The following is an 18,525-nucleotide window of genomic DNA, read 5'->3' as shown; positions in this document are numbered from 1 at the left end:
CCACCACGAGAGCCAGACACACCACACCGACCGCCACCGCCACGTTCCCTCACCTCTCGCACGACAGGACCGGCCCCCCGGCTGGCCGAAGGGGCCAGGCTACGTTCCGCCACCGCGCGACGGACGCGGGCGGTCCAGTTCGGCCCATACGGTCTTGAGCGGTACGGGCCCGAGGCGCGTACCCCACCGATCGGCCAGAGCGTCCACGAGGAGCAGACCCCGCCCCGACTCGGCATCCGCTGCCGGACGGCGCGGCACGGGGACGCGTTCGCGGCGCGCATCGGCGACCTCGATACGGAGAGTGGCACCTCGGGCCCTCAGCCCGAGCCGGAAGTCCCGGCCATGGACGCGCCCGTGGGTCATGGCGTTGGTGGCGAGCTCGGCCACGATCTGGCGCGCTGGATCCAACGGCCAGCCCCAGGCGCGGAGTTGCTCACCCGCGAGCAGCCGCGCGAGGCGCGCGCCGCGCGGCGTGGCGGACAGCTGAACGGAGAAGTGGCCGAGGGGGCCCGGGAGTTCGTCGATTTCCGTCTTCACGGCACTCAGCCTGAGCCGCCACCTCTACGCTCCACGGTGACATTCCAGGTGCGTACGGTGACTGTCCATGCTTTGGCCAGGCCTGTACAGGCTGTCCGCAGGACCTTGCGGGTACGAAATCCGCTGGTACGGCGGGGAGTTCGCGAAGCGGTGGAGGTACGGGCGGATGGACGAGCGCATGGGCGTACGGGAGCGGGAGCCGGTTCGACCGGTGGCGGAAGAGCCCGAGGAGCCGGGGTGGGAGGTGGACCCGGACGACGAACAGGGGGTCGCCCTGGTCACCTTCGTGGGGCGGCAGTTGAGAGCGCGCCGGGAGGCCGCGGGGTTGCGGGCCGCCGAGTTCGCGACGGCGATGGGCTACGGCGAGGGCCTGGTCTACAAGGTCGAGTCGGGCAAGCGGATCCCACGCCCTGAGTACTTGGAGAAGGCGGACGACGTACTGGGGGCGGGCGGTTCCGTCTCCGCGATGAAGAACGACGTGGCGGAGGCGAGGTACCCGAAGAAGGTCCGGGATCTGGCCCGGCTGGAGGCCCAGGCCGTCGAGCTGACTGCGTACGGGAACCACAATGTGCATGGGTTGCTGCAGACTCGGGAGTATGCGGAGGCGCTGTTCGCGATGCGCCGGCCAGCACTGGAGCAGGGCCGCATGGCGCAGCTGGTGGCAGCCCGCATGGCACGGCAGTCGATCTTCGAGCGGGAACCCTCACCAGCGCTCAGCTTCGTCCAGGAGGAGGTCACTCTGCGACGCCCGATCGGAGGTCAGGCCGTGCTGCGGCGACAGCTCGAACGGCTCCTGGAACTTGGGGCGTTGAGGACGGTGGAGATCCAGGTGATGCCGACCGATACACGTGATCATGCGGGGATGAGCGGCGAGATGCAGGTGCTGAAGTTCCGTGACGGGACAGCAGTCGGACGGTCCGAAGGGGAGTTCGGCAGCAGGCCCGTGTCCGACCTCAAACAACTGCGCATCATCGAACTGCGGTGTGGCATCATCCGGGCTCAGGCGCTCACGCCAGAGGAGTCGCTGGCCTTCATCGAGCAACTGCTGGGAGAAACATGATCCGCGATACCCACGCCGGGGACCCCTCCGAGCTGTCCTGGCGCAAGAGCAGCTACAGCAGCAACAGCAACGAGCCCGACTGCGTCGAGATCGCCCACACCCAGGACGCGACCCACATCCGCGACTCCAAGAACATCCAGGCCCCCCACCTCACCGTAAGCCGCACGGCCTGGACGTCCTTCATCACGTACGCCCACGAGGGCTGACGCCAACCAGCCTTCCCCCGCCCCTGGAGCGATGTCCAGGGGCGGGGAACGTTGCGACCACCAAGGCCACGCCCTCTCGGCCCCGTCAGTCGCCTTCCAGGTGCAGTTCCAGGGATGTCTCATCCCAGCATCGCCGAGCGAGAGATCGCACTGCCGCCAATATGGCTCGCTCAGACTCGGACACATTGCCAGCGAGCACTGTGTCGACGTCAGCCAGCAATTCCGGCATGTCCTGTGCGGTCAGGACCAAGTCGCCGTACGGATCAACTCGATTCAACATGGGGAGATCGGTTGCACTACAGATCCGGACAAACAAGTCAGATGCGTCCAGCACAGCATCCTCCTGCACGAGCCACCGCCTCTTGGGGCTCGACCCCGGGTTAGCGACCTGCTTCAGGACAACATCGACACCAAAACAATTCCTCCCTGCGCCACTTGCTCTCTCACGGACCGTCCGACGGGAAAGCCGTGATCAGCGTTCGACCGGCCCAGAGGTCACCACGGCTCCGGGTCCGGGCTACGGAACCACCACCATCCGAGGCACCCGGAAAGGCCGACGGTACCGCCGCAGTCCAGTGGATCGAGTACTGGATACTCATGATCAGCAGTCAACTCCCTGTAGATCAGATCCAGTTCCGCGACCTCCATGACGATGTCCTCACTACGCTCGAGGGCGTCGCGTGCCCGCAGATCCTCGGCGTACATATCGCGCCGGTACCTCCCGTCCGGCGGCCAACCGGCCTGCATGCGCCGTACGAGCCGCTCCCAGGTCCTCAGGTCAACCTGCTCGCGAACGCCCGCACCGTGCCGAGCCGCGTACGCATCAGCCACTGGAGTGGGGAGCAGTTCCGCATGCAGCACCTCATCGATCACCTCGACTGACGCGCCCTCCAGACCCGGCACGGGAGCCTGCACAGCGATCACTCGCCACGCCTCGTCCTCGGCCTCGGGTTCAAGTACCACTGCGCGCGTGGCCGATCCGTCCGGGGCGACGGCCATGTGCGTCGTGCCAACCCCCGGGTACAGCACTGACGATCCGCACGCGGAGGCAAGGCGACCGGCGATCCCCGCCTCCCCCGGCAAGGCCCGCGCCAGCCCGTCCTCGACGTACACGTCCACCACCCGCCGCACATCTCCCTGGACAGCCCTGGTGGTCACGAGAACGGCAGCCCCCCAGTCGCGGTCCTCGACCGAGTCCCAGGCCACATCAACACTCCTGGAAGAAACTTGGCACGCCTGCGAAAAGCCTGCCTTCAGTGCCGACAGTTCAATCCCGCGCACGATCAGGAAGTCACACCTCATGGATGCGTCCCGTCATATACCTGCTTCGCCTTCGCCACATCACACGGCCAGCGATGTTTCCGAGCGGGTGATGGTGAACTGGTCGGGCGGCGTGTGGGATTGCATCAGTACCACCCGCACCTTGCGACCCTCCGGGGTGACGGCCCAGTAGTCGGAAGGAGGATGCGGATCCGCCCCGTACAGCACAACGGACTCCAACTTCCTCGCGAGCTTCGTCATCGCTTGAGACTCCTCGGGCGCCGAGACAAGAGCCTCATCCCCCGCGCAGATGTCCCAACCCTGCGCGACGTCCCCACTCACGGCATGCCGATTTACCAGAACAAGCGCGTCCCAGTTCCGCTTCTCCTGATTCCCTTCATCGGCGATGTCGATACCATCTGGCCGAATATCGAGAATTTCGGCCAACGCCTCAACCATTAGATCGTCACACACGCCCTCGACGGTCAGGAAATTATAATTCACTCATAACTCCTGTCATAGTTCGCGGGGCGGCAGTTGAAAGGCGCCGGGAGGCTGCGGGGTTGCACTTCATCAACCTCTGCAAGACCCGGCAATCGGGCCTCGCCGCCAAGCTCACGCATCTGTTGCAGGAGACTCGCCGCCACGTCACGGGCGTTCTCACGGAAGAATCCTGTCCGCCGGTAGAAGTCCTCCTCCGAGGATGGGAAGTAGAACTCCCAGGAGAACAGGACGCAGAAGCGAACGTGTAGTTCCTCCCGTGAGAACTCGACCTCCTCAGCCCTACGATGCACCGCCACAGCAGCTCGAGGTTCTCCTTGTCCGTTCCCGTTGCGACGCGGGTTACGAGGTCACCCTCCTCGCGCGAGGTCATGTATTCCAGGGCAGCGAGGAACAGCTGGCGCTGCGGATCACGGAAACGAACGGTGAATCCGCCATGCGTCACAGCGACCCGAAGAGAAGGCCTCACTTCTTCTTGTATTTCTCCTCGCTGCGGCGCGGTCTGGTCAAAGCATTGCAACTCTGCGGAGTTCAGTGCACGCTCCATTGAATCCCCTCGAGATCGTTCAAGTAGCCCCGCGTCGCCCGAGCAACCCTGCTCACGGGCTTGCACGAACTCGACCCAGCGGGATGGGAGTTCCACCGGCTGGACGTCTCGCCACCGCACAATTTCCCTGACAACCCGGCGGACCTCTCACGAAAATTTTCAGCGCCTTGAGCCATCGGGCCACTTCCCGCCCAAAATGTGCAAGTGGTCCGTCGGGACGAAATGCGAAGAATACCTCTACCCGTCGGGCCGGATCCGGGAAAACTTCACAGCCAAGGTCGGACTCAACTCCTCCACAATCCCATAACCAGGAGAACCCGGGAAAGGGAGGTTCCCGAGAAATGACGTCACGATTACTTCATCAACCTCTGCAACACCCAATCCTGCGCACTCTTCCATGAATTCAAGGACTTCTCGCCAGTTCGCACCGTACTCCCCCTTGCCGAGATACCCATCGACCATCTCGACCGTCACATCCCAAAAAAATACATGCGGCAGCACTTCGCCATTCTGATCATCCACATGTATGGCCAGCATCTCCTCGAACTCCGGGACCCTGAGCACCAGTTCATTTACAAAGTGAACACTCCGACTCATTCACAGCCTCCAATCCCACGGTACTTCTTGTGGCCACCATAGCGCCCTGCATGCGCATCGTCGATCGCCTTGATGAGCGTCTTCGCCACCTCGATATCCTTTTCCGACCTCACGACTGGAATCTTCTTCCCGCCCTTGACTCTCTTGGTGTCCTGGGTGAGGAAGTTGTTCAGACCCCGCCTGTACTCAGCAGTGCTGTTGAGGTGGCTTTTACCTTCCGCCTTCTCCGCGCCATTTGCCTCTGCACTGGCCGCGGCCATCGCCGTCCCATCGCCGACGAGTCGCCCGCTACCCACCCCGTGATACAGAGCATTTACGCGCTTCTGCAGGTCCGGATTGTCCACCTGCGGGATAGGAGCAGCATCGCCGTCATTGTTATGAACGAGCGATTCCGTGCTGCCAATGCCGACGTAATAGGTGCGGTAGCCGGCAACGCTCAGATCGTAGGTGACCTGACGCTTGGTATAGCGGTCGACTGACGTCACACCGAGCGAGTTGCCATCGAGGGAGCGGAGGGACATTCCGGCGTTGATTTCCCCCGCGTCCACCCAGGCACTCTGCCTCGGCAACCAGAAGGGGTGGGTATCCGTAGCCGTTATCGTGGCAGCGCCTGCCGCGGTCGCTACCGTCAGCTTCGTGAAATACCGATCGTCATACGTCGTGATGGTTCGCAGAACCTGGCGCGCCGCAGTCCGGCCCGTGGTCGGGTCGGTGGCGAGGACCTTGTCGCCGGTGTCGACTGTTTCGATGGGGATGCGGTGGCCGTCGGCCATCAGGACTGAAGTGCCGGGCAGGAAGGAGTGTTTGGGCTTGCAGGCCGTGCGCTTCTTCTTCGCCGCGTCGGCCTTCTTCTTCAGGGCCGCGGTCTTCTTCTTGAGCTTTTCCAGGGACTTGGACTGCTTGTAGAGGGAGGTGAGGCCCTTGGCGATCTTTGTGCCGTTGGTGATGATCTTCTTGCCGGTCTCGATGCCCTTCTTCGGGTTGAAGAGGTACTTCTTGACGAGCTTGAGCGGCATGCCGCCCGCAGCCATCAGCAGCGCGTTGATGACGGTTTCCGTGCAGGCCGAACCGTCGCCCTCCGTAATGCACTTGAGGGCATCGGTGACGCCGGTTTCCTCACCGGCGATCTTGATGAGTTCCTCGGCGGCCTTCTTCAGGTCCTTCTTCGTGACGTCGTACTTCTTGAGGGCCTTGTCGAGTTCGGACTTGGACTTGTTGTAGGCGATCTCGTCGGCGGAGAGGTTCTTGTCGCCGGCATTCTTGTTCTGGCCGTCGCCGTTGCCGTTGCCGTCGTCGGCCGGGTTGATGTCCGCCTTGCCGGGGTTGCCGCCGTCACCCTTGTACGGGCCGTCGTCGGCCTGGGCCCCTCCCCCGCCGTCGTCGCCGCAACCGTCGCCGCCGGTGACCTCGCAGACCTTCGTCGAGACCGTGTTCGCGACCGTCTCGTTGATCGACGTACCGAACAACGCCACGACCACCAGCGAGACGATCACCAGCAGACCCGCGTACTCCGTCATCGCCGCGCCGCGGTCCAGATGCCGCAGCCCCAACTGACGGGACAGGCACAGTCTCCGGCGCCACCAGCGGGACCGGGCGCTCACGCCTTCGTGCCCGTCAGCTTGTTGACCTGGGCGTCGATCAGGCCGTTCGGGAAGGCCGTCTTCTTCGGGTCGAACGGGTTGTACGTCAAGAACATGGCGACGGTCGAGCCGGAGCGCGCGTAGGCGAACTTCATCGGCATCTCGGTACTCAGACCTTCGGCCGCCTCCTCGCCCTCCGCGAGGTCACCGACGAGCGCGTACGCGACGGACTGGTCCGCGCCCTGCGGCGCCGGCTCCTTGTCCACTCGCGTGAAGGTCTGATTGTCCTCGGCCTTCGCGCCCGTCGCCGAGAAGCCGTCGCCGCAATCGGCCACGGCCGTTTCGAGCGCTTCGAGTGCCTTCGTCGCGTCTGCCCCCGACTTGTACGAGGACAAGGCAACCTGCGAACCGAGGCCCTCCTCCAGACGCTTCGCCTTCGTACCCATCACCGCCCGCCGCTCCGTCTCCGCAGCGCCCGCCGGAGCAACCTCGTTCAACGTGTCGACCAGCGGCTGACACTCACCCCCACTCGCCTTCATGCTGTCCGACGTCTCCACCTCACCCGGGCCCGGCTTCTCCACGACATAGCCCCTCAACGGGCCCGTCAGGTCAGCCTTCGCCAGGATGCGCTCGCCCAACTCGGCCGCCGACAAAGCCCCTTCAGGGGCCGCGCCCTCGTCCGCACCGGAGTCCGCACCGCCGCCGCCCCCGGAGCCGGCCTCCTCGGACGGCGCCGACGAATCCGCCCCGGGCTTCTTGGACGCACCATCCGAACCACCATCACCCGAACCGCAGGCCGCAACCGAAACACCCAGAACCACCGACACCACCGAGCCCACGACACCGCGCCGAACGACAGACAGCTTCACGAACAACCCCTCCAGACGGGCCACCACGTCGGCGGCCACGCACATGCAAACGAACGCCACCCGGACACGGGTGCACATATCACCGCACACACAAGGTCATTGGCGTTTCAATAACACCCGACCATCGTGTGCGTTCGCAAATCATGACGCAGAGGCGGACGCGTGCGCAGTGACGAAAGGGGCGAAATGGCAAGGAGGGACGGTGAGTTGCGTCACACGGCGCCCTGAACGCACCACACCCCCCGCTCCACCAGCTCACCGCTGAGGAACGAGGGGCGCGTGTACGGGCGTCGCAGTGGCCGCCCGGTGAAGGTCAGGCCTTCGGGGCCACCTTCGAGAGGCCGTTGATGATGCGGTCCATGGCGTCGCCGCCCGTCGGGTCGGTGAGGTTGGCGAGCATCTTGAGGGTGAAGCGCATCAGCATGGGGTGGGTGAGGCCGCGCTCGGTGGCGAGCTTCATGACCTTCGGGTTGCCGATCAGCTTCACGAAGGCGCGGCCCATCGTGTAGTAGCCGCCGTAGGTCTCCTTGAGCACCTTCGGGTAGCGCTGCAGCGCCAACTCCCGCTGCGACGGGGTCTGTCGGGACTGCGCCTGGACGATGACGTCCGCGGCGAGCTGCCCCGACTCCATGGCGTACGCGATGCCCTCGCCGTTGAACGGGTTGACCAGGCCGCCCGCGTCGCCGACCAGGAGCAGGCCCTTGGTGTAGTGCGGCTGGCGGTTGAAGGCCATCGGCAGGGCCGCGCCGCGGATCGGCATCGTCATGTTGTCCGGGGTGTAGCCCCACTCCTCGGGCATCGAGGCGCACCAGGCCTTGAGGATCTCGCGCCAGTCGAGTTCCTTGAACGACGACGAGGTGTTGAGCACGCCCAGGCCGACGTTCGAGGTGCCGTCGCCCATGCCGAAGATCCAGCCGTAGCCGGGCAGCAGTCGGTCCTCGGCGCCGCGGCGGTCCCACAACTCCAGCCAGGACTCCAGGTAGTCGTCGTCGTGCCGGGGCGAGGTGAAGTACGTGCGGACCGCGACACCCATCGGCCGGTCCTCGCGGCGGTGCAGGCCCATCGCGAGGGAGAGCCGGGTGGAGTTGCCGTCGGCGGCCACCACGAGCGGGGCGTGGTACGTGACCGGGGTCTTCTCCTCGCCGATCTTGGCGTGCACGCCGGTGATGCGGCCGGTGCGCTCGTCGACGATCGGAGCGCCGACGTTGCACCGCTCGTAGAGGCGGGCGCCGGCCTTCTGGGCCTGCCGGGCGAGCTGTTCGTCGAAGTCGTCGCGCTTACGGACCAGGCCGTAGTCCGGGTACGAGGCGAGGTCGGGCCAGTCCAGCTGCAGCCGGGAGCCGCCGCCGATGATGCGCAGGCCCTTGTTGCGCAGCCAGCCGGCCTCTTCGGAGATGTCGATGCCCATGGAGACGAGCTGCTTGGTGGCGCGCGGGGTGAGGCCGTCGCCGCAGACCTTCTCGCGCGGGAAGGCCGTCTTCTCCAGGAGCAGGACATCGAGGCCTGCCTTGGCCAGGTAGTAGGCCGTCGTGGAACCGGCGGGTCCGGCCCCGACGACAATCACATCTGCGGTGTGTTCGGAGAGGGGCTCGGTCACGGCGGGTTCTCCCCCGGTCTTGAGAATTCGGTGCCGTTCAGCACGGGACCTGTGCAGTCTATGGGGGCGTACTGATCGTCAACCCGAAGGGCTGCCCCGGATGACCGAATCGCTTCCCGTCGTGACATTGCGCGTCCCCACCGAAGAGGACGCCTACGCCTGGCACGAGGTCTTCGACGACCCGGATGTCATGGAATTCCACGGCGGGCCCGCGGAACTCTCGGTCTACATGGAGCTCACCGCACGACAGCGCGCGAGCGACGCCCAGCACGGCTTCTGCCTGTGGACGCTGCTCGACGCGGACGGCCGGGTGATCGGGTTCACCGGGGCGCAGCACTGGGCGCGGGACTGGGGCCCGGTCGGCGAGATCGAGATCGGCTGGCGGCTCGCGCGCAGCGCCTGGGGGCGTGGCTATGCGACGGCGGCGGCCCGGGAGACCCTCGCGCGGCTGCGGGCGTCGGGGGTGCGCGAGGTGGTCGCGATGGTCGACTCGCGCAACGAGCGGTCCGTGGCGGTGACCCGGCGGCTCGGGATGCACCTCGGCGAGACCTTCCGGACGCCGCAGTCACAGCGCGCGGGGTACTGCTTCCGGCTCGCGCTGTGACGTGAGGCCGTACTGCTGCGGGGTCCGGTCGTGACGTGGAGCGTGGAGTACGGACCGTGACGCCGGCGGCCCGCGTTCAGTGCTCCAGGCGCCAGGTGTCGAGCGCCACCCGGAAGGTCTCCTCCGAGCCGTTCGGCCAGTTCTCGTCGTAGTCGGTGAGGTAGATGGCGTACTCCGTGCCGTCCTCGGCGACGTAGCCCTGGTCGATGGCGTGCACCGTGCGGCCGGTCTTCGCCTCGGTGAAGGTGTACTCCCACACGGCGCCGGGGCGGCCTCGGTAGGTGTTCTCCTCGAGCTTGAGCCGCTGGTAGTCCGACTTCATACGGGTGCGCAGCTCGAGGGCGCGGAAGTTTTCGAGGCTGGAGACGGGGCTGTTCGGGACGACGCCGATGAGGAAGTGGGCATAGCCGGTCGAGCCGGCGTAGGTGATCTGCCCGTTCTCCTCACCGGCGCGGCTCCAGACGTCCGGTACGGCGAACGAGAAACCGGCCGGGTCCCGCAGGATGTGGAAGCCGTCGGGGGCCGTGGCCTCCTCGGTCGGTCCCTCGGCGGTCGGTCCCTCGTCGGGGGATGTGGAGGGTGATGGGTCGGCCGGTTCCGTAGGGGCGTCGGCGGCGGACTCGCCGGGTGAGCTGTCGGGGCGCTCGGAGGTGGCGACCGGTTTGTCGTCGCGGCCGGGTGCGGCCCGGTCGTTGCCGCCGTCGGAGAGCAGCAGGGCGCCCGCGGTCAGACCACCGCCGATGACGAACGCCGCCACCAGAGTCACCGTCCACACGAACGCCTTGGACCGCGGCGGCTTGGCCGGCACGCTGTGGCCCGCACCGAGGTGGAAGGTGTGGGGATCGTACGGATCGGCGGCGAACAGGCCCGCGGGGCGCGGGTGTCCGGGCGGCGGTACGGGAGGGGGCGTGCCCGGAGTGGGATCCGCCTGGGGCTCGGGCGGCGTGGCGGGAGAGTCCGGAGTGGCTGGACCTTCGGGGGAGGCGGAGGAGGCGGCGGGCGCGTCCACGGCAGTGGGCTCGTGGGGCGGCACGGCGGACTCCGGTGCCGCACCGGGCGTGGATGCCTCCGGTGCCGCGCCAGGGATGGACGCCTCCGGTGCCGCCCCAGGCGCCGCGGCCCCCGCCGGCCCGCTCGGCATCGGTGGCACCGGAGGCGCCACGAGCCCCGTCGGGCGCCCGGCCATCTGCAGCAGATACGGGCCGAGGAAGGTGGCCGCGGCGATCCAGAGCAGGCCGAAGAGCAGGGCGTCCGGCACGCTCGTACCGACCGACAGGTTGCCGCTGCCACCGAGGTCGCCCGCCGAACCGGAGGCGCGCAGGCCGAGACCGGCCACGGCGCAGAGCAGCAGGAAGAGGACCAAGTACACAGTGGCGGAAACCAGTTGCTCCCACCGGTCCCGCGACCGCGCTGCCGTGACCATGCCCATCACCACGGCACAGAGCAGGCCGAGTGCCAGGGCGCCCACCACGGCCCAGGAGTTGACCTCGTCGCCGAGCGTGCCGAGGTCGAGAGTCTCCGACTCGTAGCCGCCGCCGAGGCCCGAATTGCCGGCGAACTCGGCCTTGATGCCCGCGCCCCAGCCGAGACCGAGCACCATCGCCCCGATGTTGGGCAGGACGAGCAGCGAGAGCAGCAGGCCTTCCTGTTCCAGGTCGTCGATCTGGGTGAGGACCACGAATCCGACCAGGGAGCAGACGGCGAGGCCGATCAGGAGGGCCCGTACGGCCGTGCCGATGGCGGCGAACAGGGCCCGGGCGCCGGGACGTTCGACCAGCCAGCGGGTGAGGTCGGCCCGGTTCAGCACGCCGACGGCGATGAGCAGACACAGGGCAAGCGCTCCGAGCGCGGCGAGCAGCGGAGACGAGGACACCTCGACGCCCATGACCTCCGGCTGGGCGAACAGGCCGAGTACCAGCACGCCGCCCGTCACCACCGCGGCGACGCGTACCGCCGCCTCCAGGCCCGCGGTGCCCGCCGCCGACTCGACGAGCCGGGCGCGCAGCGTGCGGACGCGGAGGAGCGCCGCCGCCCACAGCGCCGTCACGGTGAGCGGAACGACCGACAGGCTGCCGCCACCGCTGAGTTCGGAGCCGATGTCGCCGAACGACGAGCCGTAGCCGCTGCTCGCACCGCCGACCTCGAAGCCGCCGCCGAGCCCTTGCAGGAGCAGCGCGAGCGCGATCCGCAGCCGGTCGGTGAACCCAACGACGACCTCGTCTCCCTGGTCGTACGACGGGACGGCGACGGCCACGGCCGCCACCAGGAGCAGCGCGAGCGGCCAGGCGGCCGCCTTCGCGGAACCGGCCCAGTCCCCGCGCATGGCCCGCCCGAAGAAGGCACCGACGGGGGAAGGACCGCCGGCTGGCGGGGCGTGCGCCGGGGGCGGCGGGGCCGTCGGAGGAGCGACGGGCGGTACGGCGGGGGTGGGTGGTGTCGCCGGTGGGGACGGCTTGTCGGGAGTGGGTTCCGCGGTGGCGTCAGGGGCTCCGTCGTCCGGGGTCCTCCCGCCGTCCGCGGCAGTGTCGGGCGTGGTGTCCGCGCCGGATGCGGGCGGGGCCGATTCGCCGTCGCCGGCGGGCAGTTCGGTCCGCTCCCGGCCGCACTTCATGCAGAACCTGGCGTCTTCCAGGAACTGGGTACCGCAGGCAGGACAGTACGGAGACAAGGGAGCGCTCCTGGCATAAGGCCCGAGGGGACGAGGCGGCGACACGGACGGGAGAGCGGGGCCCGGACGAGACGGCGACGCGGACGAAACGGGGATACGGCCGACGTGACGCTGGGGTGGGGTCCGCCACACACACGGACACATCCTGCACAGACCGTGGTTCCCGTCAACCCGCAGTGATCGGCGTGCTGTTGAACGTATCCGCCCCGGACTCTCGGCGGAGTCCGGGGCGGAGGCAGGACAGCGGTGCGCGGGAGTCGCGCAACGTCAGGCGGGCTTGAAGCCCCGGTGCAGGGCGACGATCCCGCCCGTCAGGTTGCGCCAGGCGACCCTGGACCAGCCGGCCTGCCCGAGGCGGGCGGCGAGCGCGGGCTGGTCGGGCCAGTCGCGGATCGACTCGGCGAGATAGACGTACGCGTCCGGGTTGGAGGAGACGGCGCGGGCGACGGGCGGCAGCGCGCGCATCAGGTACTCGGTGTACACCGTCCGGAACGGGGCCCAGGTGGGCTGCGAGAACTCGCTGATGACGACCCGGCCGCCGGGCCGGGTGACCCGGAGCAGTTCGCGCAGGGCGAGGTCCGTGTCCTGGACGTTGCGCAGACCGAAGGAGATCGTCACGGCGTCGAACACGTCGTCGCGGAACGGCAGTCGGTTCGCGTCACCGGCGGTGAAGGGCAGATGCGGATGGCGCACCTTGCCGACCTGCAGCATGCCCGTGGAGAAGTCGCACGGCACGACGTACGAGCCGGCCGCGGCGAACGGCAGCGAGGAGGTGGCCGTACCTGCCGCGAGGTCCAGGATCTTCTGGGCCGGCCGGGCGTCGACGGCCTTGGCGACTTCCTTGCGCCACAGCCGGGACTGCCCGAGGGACAGCACGTCGTTGGTGAGGTCGTATCGTTCCGCGACGTCGTCGAACATCGTGGCGACTTCGTGCGGCTGCTTGTCCAGAGATGCGCGGGTCACGCCTCCCATTCAAGCAGTACGGGGGCGGCGGCCCGCGATCGCCCGGAACGTGGCCCTGCCGAAGGCTGTCGGAGAGGAGAACGGTGACATCGCGGGCGAAGGCGTGGGGAGTGGGAGCCTGGCTCGTCGTGGTGGTCGGGGCCTGGGGTGCGACCGAGTTGCTGGACTCGGGCGTCGAGCCGGTCGAAGGGCCGCGCAGCGAACAGGGGGTCGCGCCGATGGTGACGCCACCGCCCCAGCCGTCGAGTTCGGGATGCCCGACGCCGCGGTCCCCCACCCGCGCGTCGGTCTGCGATTCCCTCCGTCTCGAGGTCCGCTCGCGCTGACCGCGTCCGTCGTCTTCGCGCCGTCGCCGTCGCCATCGCCGTCGCCGTCAGCGCGATCGGTGCACCAGCCGCCCGCCGAGCACCGTCACCAGGCACCCGCCGTCCGCCGCGAAGACCGCGAAGTCGGCCGCGCCGGAGGGCGTCAGCGAGCGGGCCAGCGGGCGCTCCGGCGCGACGGCGAGCCGGCGGATGCCCGAGCGCTCGACCGCGGTGAGCACCTCGGGGCGGCGAAACGGCCCGGCGAGCGCCGTGGTTCCGGACGCGAGCATCCGCTGCAGTCCTCGCCGGGCACTCGCGCCCCATCGGGTTCCGGTCATGTCCAGGGCGGCGAGCGCCTCGCCGGTGAGCGGTCCGCTGCCGAGCGCGTCGGCCTCGCGCGGGTCGGGCCAGTAGGTGTCGTCGAGCAGCGCGGGCGCGTCGGGCTCGTACCGGCCCGGAGTGAGGACGCCGTCCCAGGTACGGACCCTGGCCTGCTCGCCGTACCGGGCGAGCAGCTCCTCGTAGGGACCGATCGCGGCGATGCGGCTGCTGTCCACCACCAGGGCGTGCCCGAGGTCGGTCGTCGTCTCACGCAGGTCGTCGGCGTGCGGACGGACCCCCTGCACGCGGTGGATGGTGAGCAACTCGGCCTCGTCTGGGGGCGGTCGGGACCGCGTCGAAGGGAGAGCGGGCGGGGCCCGGTGGGTGACGACCGGGCCCGCGCCGTCAGTTGGAGGTGAGCAGCTTCAGCTCGGGGTGGGCCGTGCCGCCGTCGATCGCGGTGGACGACATGTGCGAGACGACGCGCTCGTCGACCGGGTCGTTCGCCGGGTCGTCGTGCACCATCAGGTGCTCGTAGGTGGTGGCGCGCTGCGCCGGGACGCGGCCGGCCTTGCGGATCAGGTCGATGATCTCGAGGCGGTTGGAGCGGTGCTTGGCGCCGGCGGAGGAGACCACGTTCTCCTCGAGCATGATCGAGCCCAGGTCGTCCGCGCCGTAGTGCAGGGAGAGTTGGCCCACCTCCTTGCCGGTGGTGAGCCAGGAGCCCTGGATGTGCGCGACGTTGTCCAGGAAGATGCGGGCGATCGCGATCATCCGCAGGTACTCGAAGAGCGTCGCCTGGGTGCTGCCCTTCAGGTGGTTGTTCTCCGGCTGGTACGTGTACGGGATGAAGGCGCGGAAGCCACCGGTGCGGTCCTGTACGTCGCGGATCATGCGCAGGTGCTCGATGCGCTCGGCATTGGTCTCGCCGGTGCCCATCAGCATCGTGGAGGTCGACTCGACTCCCATGCCGTGCGCGATCTCCATGATCTCCAGCCAGCGCTCACCGGACTCCTTGAGCGGGGCGATGGCCTTGCGCGGCCGCGCCGGGAGCAGCTCGGCGCCGGCTCCGGCGAAGGAGTCGAGCCCGGCCGCGTGGATCCGCCGGATCGCGTCCTCGACGGAGACGCCGGAGATCCGTGCCATGTGCTCGACCTCGGAGGCGCCGAGGGAGTGGATGACCAGCTCCGGGAAGGCCTCCTTGATCGCCGAGAAGTGCTTCTCGTAGTACTCGACGCCGAAGTCCGGGTGGTGGCCGCCCTGGAACATGATCTGGGTGCCGCCGAGCTCCACGGTCTCCGCGCAGCGGCGCAGGATGTCGTCGAGGTCGCGGGTCCAGCCCTTTTCGGTGTCCTTGGGCGCGGCGTAGAAGGCGCAGAACTTGCACGCGGTGACGCACAGGTTGGTGTAGTTGATGTTGCGCTCGATGATGTACGTCGCGATGTCCACGGTGTCCGCGTACCGCCGCCTGCGTACGGCGTCGGCCGCCGCGCCCAGGGCGTGCAGCGGCGCCGAGCGGTAGAGGTCGAGGGCCTCTTCCGGTGTGATCCGCCCGCCGTCGGCGGCGCGGTCGAGAACGGACTGGAGGTCGGCCTTCTCGGTCACCGGATGTCCCTTTCAGCGGGGTGTGCAACGACCGATCCAGCGTACGCCAGGCCCGCCCCGCCGACCGGAGCGCCTCCCGCGGCATCGGTCACTGCCGTCCGTCGCCGTCCTGCTGCCGCCCGTCGCCCTCCTTGAAGAGCCGTACGGTGCTGAGGATCTTGGCGACCGTGGCGTCGGACACCTCGTCGGGCACTCCGTGCACCCCGATGAGGGTCCAGGAGACGAAGTCGCCCTGCGCGTTCTCGAAGGCGAAGGTCGTCGCCTTGCCGTCGCTGTCGCACTTTCCCTGCTTCGGCGCTCCGGACGAGGTGACGGTGGCGAGGCTGCCCTCGACGCCCGCCTTGGTGCGGTACGGCTCGGCCTTGCCGAGGTCGAGGTGGGTGCGGTCGGGCTGGGTGTACGCGCCGTACACCCACTTCTTCGCGGTGCTCTCGGCGGCGTCCGCGGTGCTCTCGGCACTCCGGTTGCCGGTGGTGCCGGTGGAGGCGAGCGGGGTGTCCTCCTGGGTGCCGTCCTTGTCGTCGTCGGACGAGCACCACTTCTCCTCGAGGACGGCCGGGGCCATCATCGCGACGAGCGGCTTCTCGTCGGGGTCGTCGTCCTCGGCGACGTAGCTCACCCAGTCCGGGGACTGCCGGGCCCAGGAGGCGGGGACGTCGAAGGTGACGCCCTTCTTGGCGTTGACCACGGTCTTCCAGCCGGGGATCAGGGGGCCGGATCCGCCGCCGTTGGACGCGGAGCGGTCCGGGTCGTCGGTGTCCGGTGAGGCTTTCGACGATGCCTTCGCGGCGGGTTTCGCGTCCTGCTCGGTGTCCCCGTCGTTGCCGCGGAGGACCAGGAATCCGGTGGCTCCGGCCGCGAGGACGACTGCCGTGGCGGCGGCCACGACGGCGATGGTGGTCCGATTGCGGGGACGGCGGGGCGGCTCGGGTGCGCCCATGCCGCCGGGTGCGGGCCCCCAGCCGGCGGCGGAGGGTCCTGGCTGTCCGGGAGCGGCCGGATCGGCGTGCCCGTCATGGGAGTTCGGCTGCCCCGAGGGCGACTGCTGTCCTGGCCACATGAGCGGTCATCCTAGATGTGTCATGATCCGGCCAGTCACGCTGTACGGGGCGGGCCGCCGGAGGGTGGGGCACAAGAACGGCGCCGGCAGCCGGCGTGAGAAGGGGCAGACGATGACGACGAGTTCGCCGAACGCCCGCTCGCCCCTGCCGCCCTTCCCACCGGAACTCCCGTACGCCGCCGCACCATCGCCGTACGGCACCCCGCCCGCCGCGTACGGAACCGGGCCTTCCCCATACGACACCGGGCCTTCCGCGTACGGCACCCAAGCCCGCCCGTTCGCGCCCACGTCGCGCCACGAACTGCTCGCGCTGCGGGCCGAGGCCTTGCGCGTCCTGGTCGGCAAGGACCTTGCGCCGGTCCGGCTGGTCTCCGGCACGCTGCTCGCCCTGGCGGTGGGCACGGTCTGGGTCTGTCTCATCGGCACGGTGGACGATCTGACGCGCGAAGGAGGCGACCCGGCGCGGGCCGTGTTCGCCGCGATCGTCGGCGTGCTCGCCGCCGTGGGCTGCGCGTTCGCTCTCGTACGCGGCCGGGAACCCCGCCGGCACCGGCAACGCCTCCTGCACACCTGGGCCGCCTGGCACCAGCACCCGGCCGTCACCGCGACCCCGGTCGCACACGACCCCGACCACGCCCCGCGGGCGTCCGGCCGCTACGGCCTGCGGATCCTGTGGATGTGCGCCGCCGCCGTCGCCGTACTGTTCGGCCTGGTCCTGGTGTCACGCGGCGCCGGGAACGACCGAGCCCTGCACTCCGTGGGATTCGGCGGGCTCGGGCTCGTCCTGCTCGCCGCGGCGGCGCGGGGCGGGTGGAAGGCATGCCGACTGGCCCAACGGGTCCGGTTCACCGGCATCGACGAGATCCCGGGGGCCGAGCACCTGTCGCCGCGATCACCGAGCGCGCGTGGCACGAAACCGCTCGGTACGGCGTCCCTGCGCGACCCCCGCACACGGCTGGCCCGGTTCACGATCCGAACCCCGGCCTGGGCCGTGACCTGCGGGTCCACGCTCGTGGCCGCCCTGACCGCGGTCGCGGCCTCCGGCATCGCGGGAGTGGTGGTCCTGGTCGCCGGCGCGGTGATCGCTCTCGCCCTGGTGATCGCCATCGGCGCGTACGACTATCGGCCCCGGTACGCGGTCCCCGCCCTGATCGCCGCCATCTGCCTGGCCGGATTCGGCTTCGCCGCGAGCGAGGCCCGGATCCTGGCGGACCGCGGCGTGTGGGTCGACGGCGTGGTGACCGACGTCCGCAAACCGCGTGGCAAGGGCTCGCCCAGCTGCGGCGTACGCGACGAGGACGGGAAACCGCTCGCGCAACGCGTCTCCCAGTGCCACGACTACGAGCCGGGCGACCCGGTCCGGGTCATCGTCGACCCGGAGGCCGAGGCCTCCCCGTCGTTCAGCACACCGTCCCCGGACGGTCTCGCCGTCGCCACCGCCGTCTCGGCGCTGGTGTTCGTCGCCACCGCGACGACGGGCATGTCCCGAGGACACCGCAACCGCAGCCGCCTGCTGAGGGCACATCGCTTCCCCCACCGCCTCCCCTCCGCACGCGATCTGGCGGACACTCGGCGGGTGGCAGGGAAACGGGAATCGGACGCGGGGACGGACACCGGTGTCGACGAAGCCGCTCAGTGGCACGACCGACTGGGCTGGACGCACGGCCTGACAGCAGACGATCCGGCGGTACGAGCCGCCGCTCTGACCCGCCTCGCCGACACCCGCAGAGACATCCAGGACACACTCGACGAGCTCAACGGCATGTGGCGCCGGAAGTCCCCGCCGGGTTCGAGCAGGCGGTACCGGGAGCCGGACCTGACCCGGGCGAGCGTCAAGTACGCCGAGGCCAGGAGCCGTTCACTGCCCGACGGGCTCTGGGACCGCCCGCCCGGCACCGACATCACGCGCTGGCCCGGGCTGCCGTACGCACTGTGCTTCCTGGAGTGGGAGGCGAAGCACCCGCGGGAGTGGACGCAGCTGGCCAAGGCCTGGGGCACGAAGGAGCGCCTGCTCAAGGACCTCGCCGTGACGCATCACGCCGAGCCGGTCGCCGCGCGGCTCGCCGTCCTGGTCGAGACGGTCGTCGGCCGCCCGTACCGCTGCAAGGACCACCAGTACGTACGCATCGCCCGTGCCGTCGACTGCACGGACCTGCGCCGCGGGCTCGAGGCCGCACTCCGCTCGGAACAGGACTAGTCGCGCCGGCACGCGGGGTACGTGCTCTGGATGCTGGACCACCCCGGA

The 18,525-nt window shown here is 69.0% G+C and carries 17 protein-coding genes; 4 read left to right on the top strand and 13 right to left on the bottom strand.

Features of this window, described 5'->3' with window-relative positions; translation table 11 throughout:
* Positions 1-99: 99 nt before the first annotated feature.
* Positions 100-537, bottom strand: a complete 438-nt coding sequence (locus tag DSC45_RS00445; protein ID WP_205571210.1) for an ATP-binding protein — start codon at positions 535-537, stop codon at positions 100-102.
* 166 nt (positions 538-703) lie between these two features.
* Between DSC45_RS00445 and DSC45_RS00440 the strand changes: the two genes are divergently transcribed.
* Together DSC45_RS00440 and DSC45_RS00435 are read left to right on the top strand one after the other, a co-directional pair.
* The gene (locus DSC45_RS00440) at positions 704-1,597 is read left to right on the top strand and encodes a helix-turn-helix domain-containing protein (RefSeq protein WP_240434301.1); all 894 of its coding nucleotides are present in this window, start codon (positions 704-706) and stop codon (positions 1,595-1,597) included.
* Positions 1,594-1,803: a DUF397 domain-containing protein gene (locus tag DSC45_RS00435; RefSeq protein WP_119286109.1), complete on the top strand. Its 210-nt coding sequence runs from the start codon at positions 1,594-1,596 to the stop codon at positions 1,801-1,803. Before DSC45_RS00440 ends, DSC45_RS00435 begins: the two co-directional genes overlap by 4 nt.
* A gap of 495 nt (positions 1,804-2,298) precedes the next feature.
* On the opposite strand, the gene DSC45_RS00430 is transcribed toward DSC45_RS00435, so the two are convergent.
* From DSC45_RS00430 to DSC45_RS00400, 7 genes are all read right to left on the bottom strand, one after another.
* The gene (locus DSC45_RS00430) at positions 2,299-3,105 is read right to left on the bottom strand and encodes a hypothetical protein (RefSeq protein ID WP_162929076.1); all 807 of its coding nucleotides are present in this window, start codon (positions 3,103-3,105) and stop codon (positions 2,299-2,301) included.
* Positions 3,106-3,144: 39 nt separating this feature from the next.
* Positions 3,145-3,567, bottom strand: a complete 423-nt coding sequence (locus tag DSC45_RS00425; RefSeq protein WP_119286107.1) for a hypothetical protein — start codon at positions 3,565-3,567, stop codon at positions 3,145-3,147.
* On the bottom strand, positions 3,564-3,863 hold the full coding sequence (locus tag DSC45_RS00420; protein ID WP_119286106.1) for a hypothetical protein: 300 nt from the start codon (positions 3,861-3,863) through the stop codon (positions 3,564-3,566). The genes DSC45_RS00425 and DSC45_RS00420 overlap by 4 nt, the downstream gene beginning before the upstream one ends.
* Positions 3,864-4,348: 485 nt before the next feature.
* Positions 4,349-4,708, bottom strand: coding sequence for a DUF7674 family protein (locus tag DSC45_RS00415; protein ID WP_119286105.1), 360 nt, complete (start codon positions 4,706-4,708; stop codon positions 4,349-4,351).
* Positions 4,705-6,225: a polymorphic toxin-type HINT domain-containing protein gene (locus tag DSC45_RS00410; RefSeq protein WP_162929075.1), complete on the bottom strand. Its 1,521-nt coding sequence runs from the start codon at positions 6,223-6,225 to the stop codon at positions 4,705-4,707. Before DSC45_RS00410 ends, DSC45_RS00415 begins: the two co-directional genes overlap by 4 nt.
* Positions 6,226-6,305: 80 nt before the next feature.
* Complete coding sequence (locus DSC45_RS00405; protein WP_162929074.1) at positions 6,306-7,157, bottom strand: hypothetical protein; 852 nt, start codon at positions 7,155-7,157, stop codon at positions 6,306-6,308.
* 313 nt (positions 7,158-7,470) lie between these two features.
* Positions 7,471-8,754: a geranylgeranyl reductase family protein gene (locus tag DSC45_RS00400; RefSeq protein WP_119286102.1), complete on the bottom strand. Its 1,284-nt coding sequence runs from the start codon at positions 8,752-8,754 to the stop codon at positions 7,471-7,473.
* A gap of 100 nt (positions 8,755-8,854) precedes the next feature.
* Between DSC45_RS00400 and DSC45_RS00395 the strand changes: the two genes are divergently transcribed.
* Positions 8,855-9,358, top strand: coding sequence for a GNAT family N-acetyltransferase (locus DSC45_RS00395; RefSeq protein ID WP_119286101.1), 504 nt, complete (start codon positions 8,855-8,857; stop codon positions 9,356-9,358).
* Between the two features lie 76 nt (positions 9,359-9,434).
* Here DSC45_RS00395 and DSC45_RS00390 read toward each other — a convergent pair whose 3' ends face one another.
* The 5 genes from DSC45_RS00390 to DSC45_RS00360 all read right to left on the bottom strand — a co-directional run bounded on the left by DSC45_RS00390 (position 9,435) and on the right by DSC45_RS00360 (position 16,160).
* Positions 9,435-12,026: a zinc-ribbon domain-containing protein gene (locus tag DSC45_RS00390; RefSeq protein WP_162929073.1), complete on the bottom strand. Its 2,592-nt coding sequence runs from the start codon at positions 12,024-12,026 to the stop codon at positions 9,435-9,437.
* A 267-nt stretch (positions 12,027-12,293) separates the two neighbouring features.
* The gene (locus tag DSC45_RS00380) at positions 12,294-12,989 is read right to left on the bottom strand and encodes a demethylmenaquinone methyltransferase (protein WP_119286098.1); all 696 of its coding nucleotides are present in this window, start codon (positions 12,987-12,989) and stop codon (positions 12,294-12,296) included.
* Between the two features lie 373 nt (positions 12,990-13,362).
* Positions 13,363-13,920 carry an imidazolonepropionase-like domain-containing protein gene (locus tag DSC45_RS00370; RefSeq protein ID WP_240434300.1) on the bottom strand — a complete coding sequence of 186 codons (558 nt, stop codon included), beginning with the start codon at positions 13,918-13,920 and terminating at the stop codon, positions 13,363-13,365.
* 100 nt (positions 13,921-14,020) lie between these two features.
* The gene (gene mqnC / locus DSC45_RS00365) at positions 14,021-15,220 is read right to left on the bottom strand and encodes a cyclic dehypoxanthinyl futalosine synthase (protein WP_119286095.1); all 1,200 of its coding nucleotides are present in this window, start codon (positions 15,218-15,220) and stop codon (positions 14,021-14,023) included.
* Between the two features lie 88 nt (positions 15,221-15,308).
* Positions 15,309-16,160, bottom strand: coding sequence for a DUF8017 domain-containing protein (locus DSC45_RS00360; protein ID WP_119286747.1), 852 nt, complete (start codon positions 16,158-16,160; stop codon positions 15,309-15,311).
* Between the two features lie 232 nt (positions 16,161-16,392).
* Here DSC45_RS00360 and DSC45_RS36190 point away from each other — a divergent pair, with 232 nt between their 5' ends.
* Positions 16,393-18,477, top strand: coding sequence for a hypothetical protein (locus tag DSC45_RS36190; protein WP_240434299.1), 2,085 nt, complete (start codon positions 16,393-16,395; stop codon positions 18,475-18,477).
* Positions 18,478-18,525 lie beyond the last annotated feature (48 nt).

Source organism: Streptomyces sp. YIM 130001 (assembly GCF_003574445.1).
Classification (GTDB): Bacteria; Actinomycetota; Actinomycetes; order Streptomycetales; family Streptomycetaceae; genus Streptomyces.
This window is presented reverse-complemented; position numbering and strand designations above follow the sequence as displayed.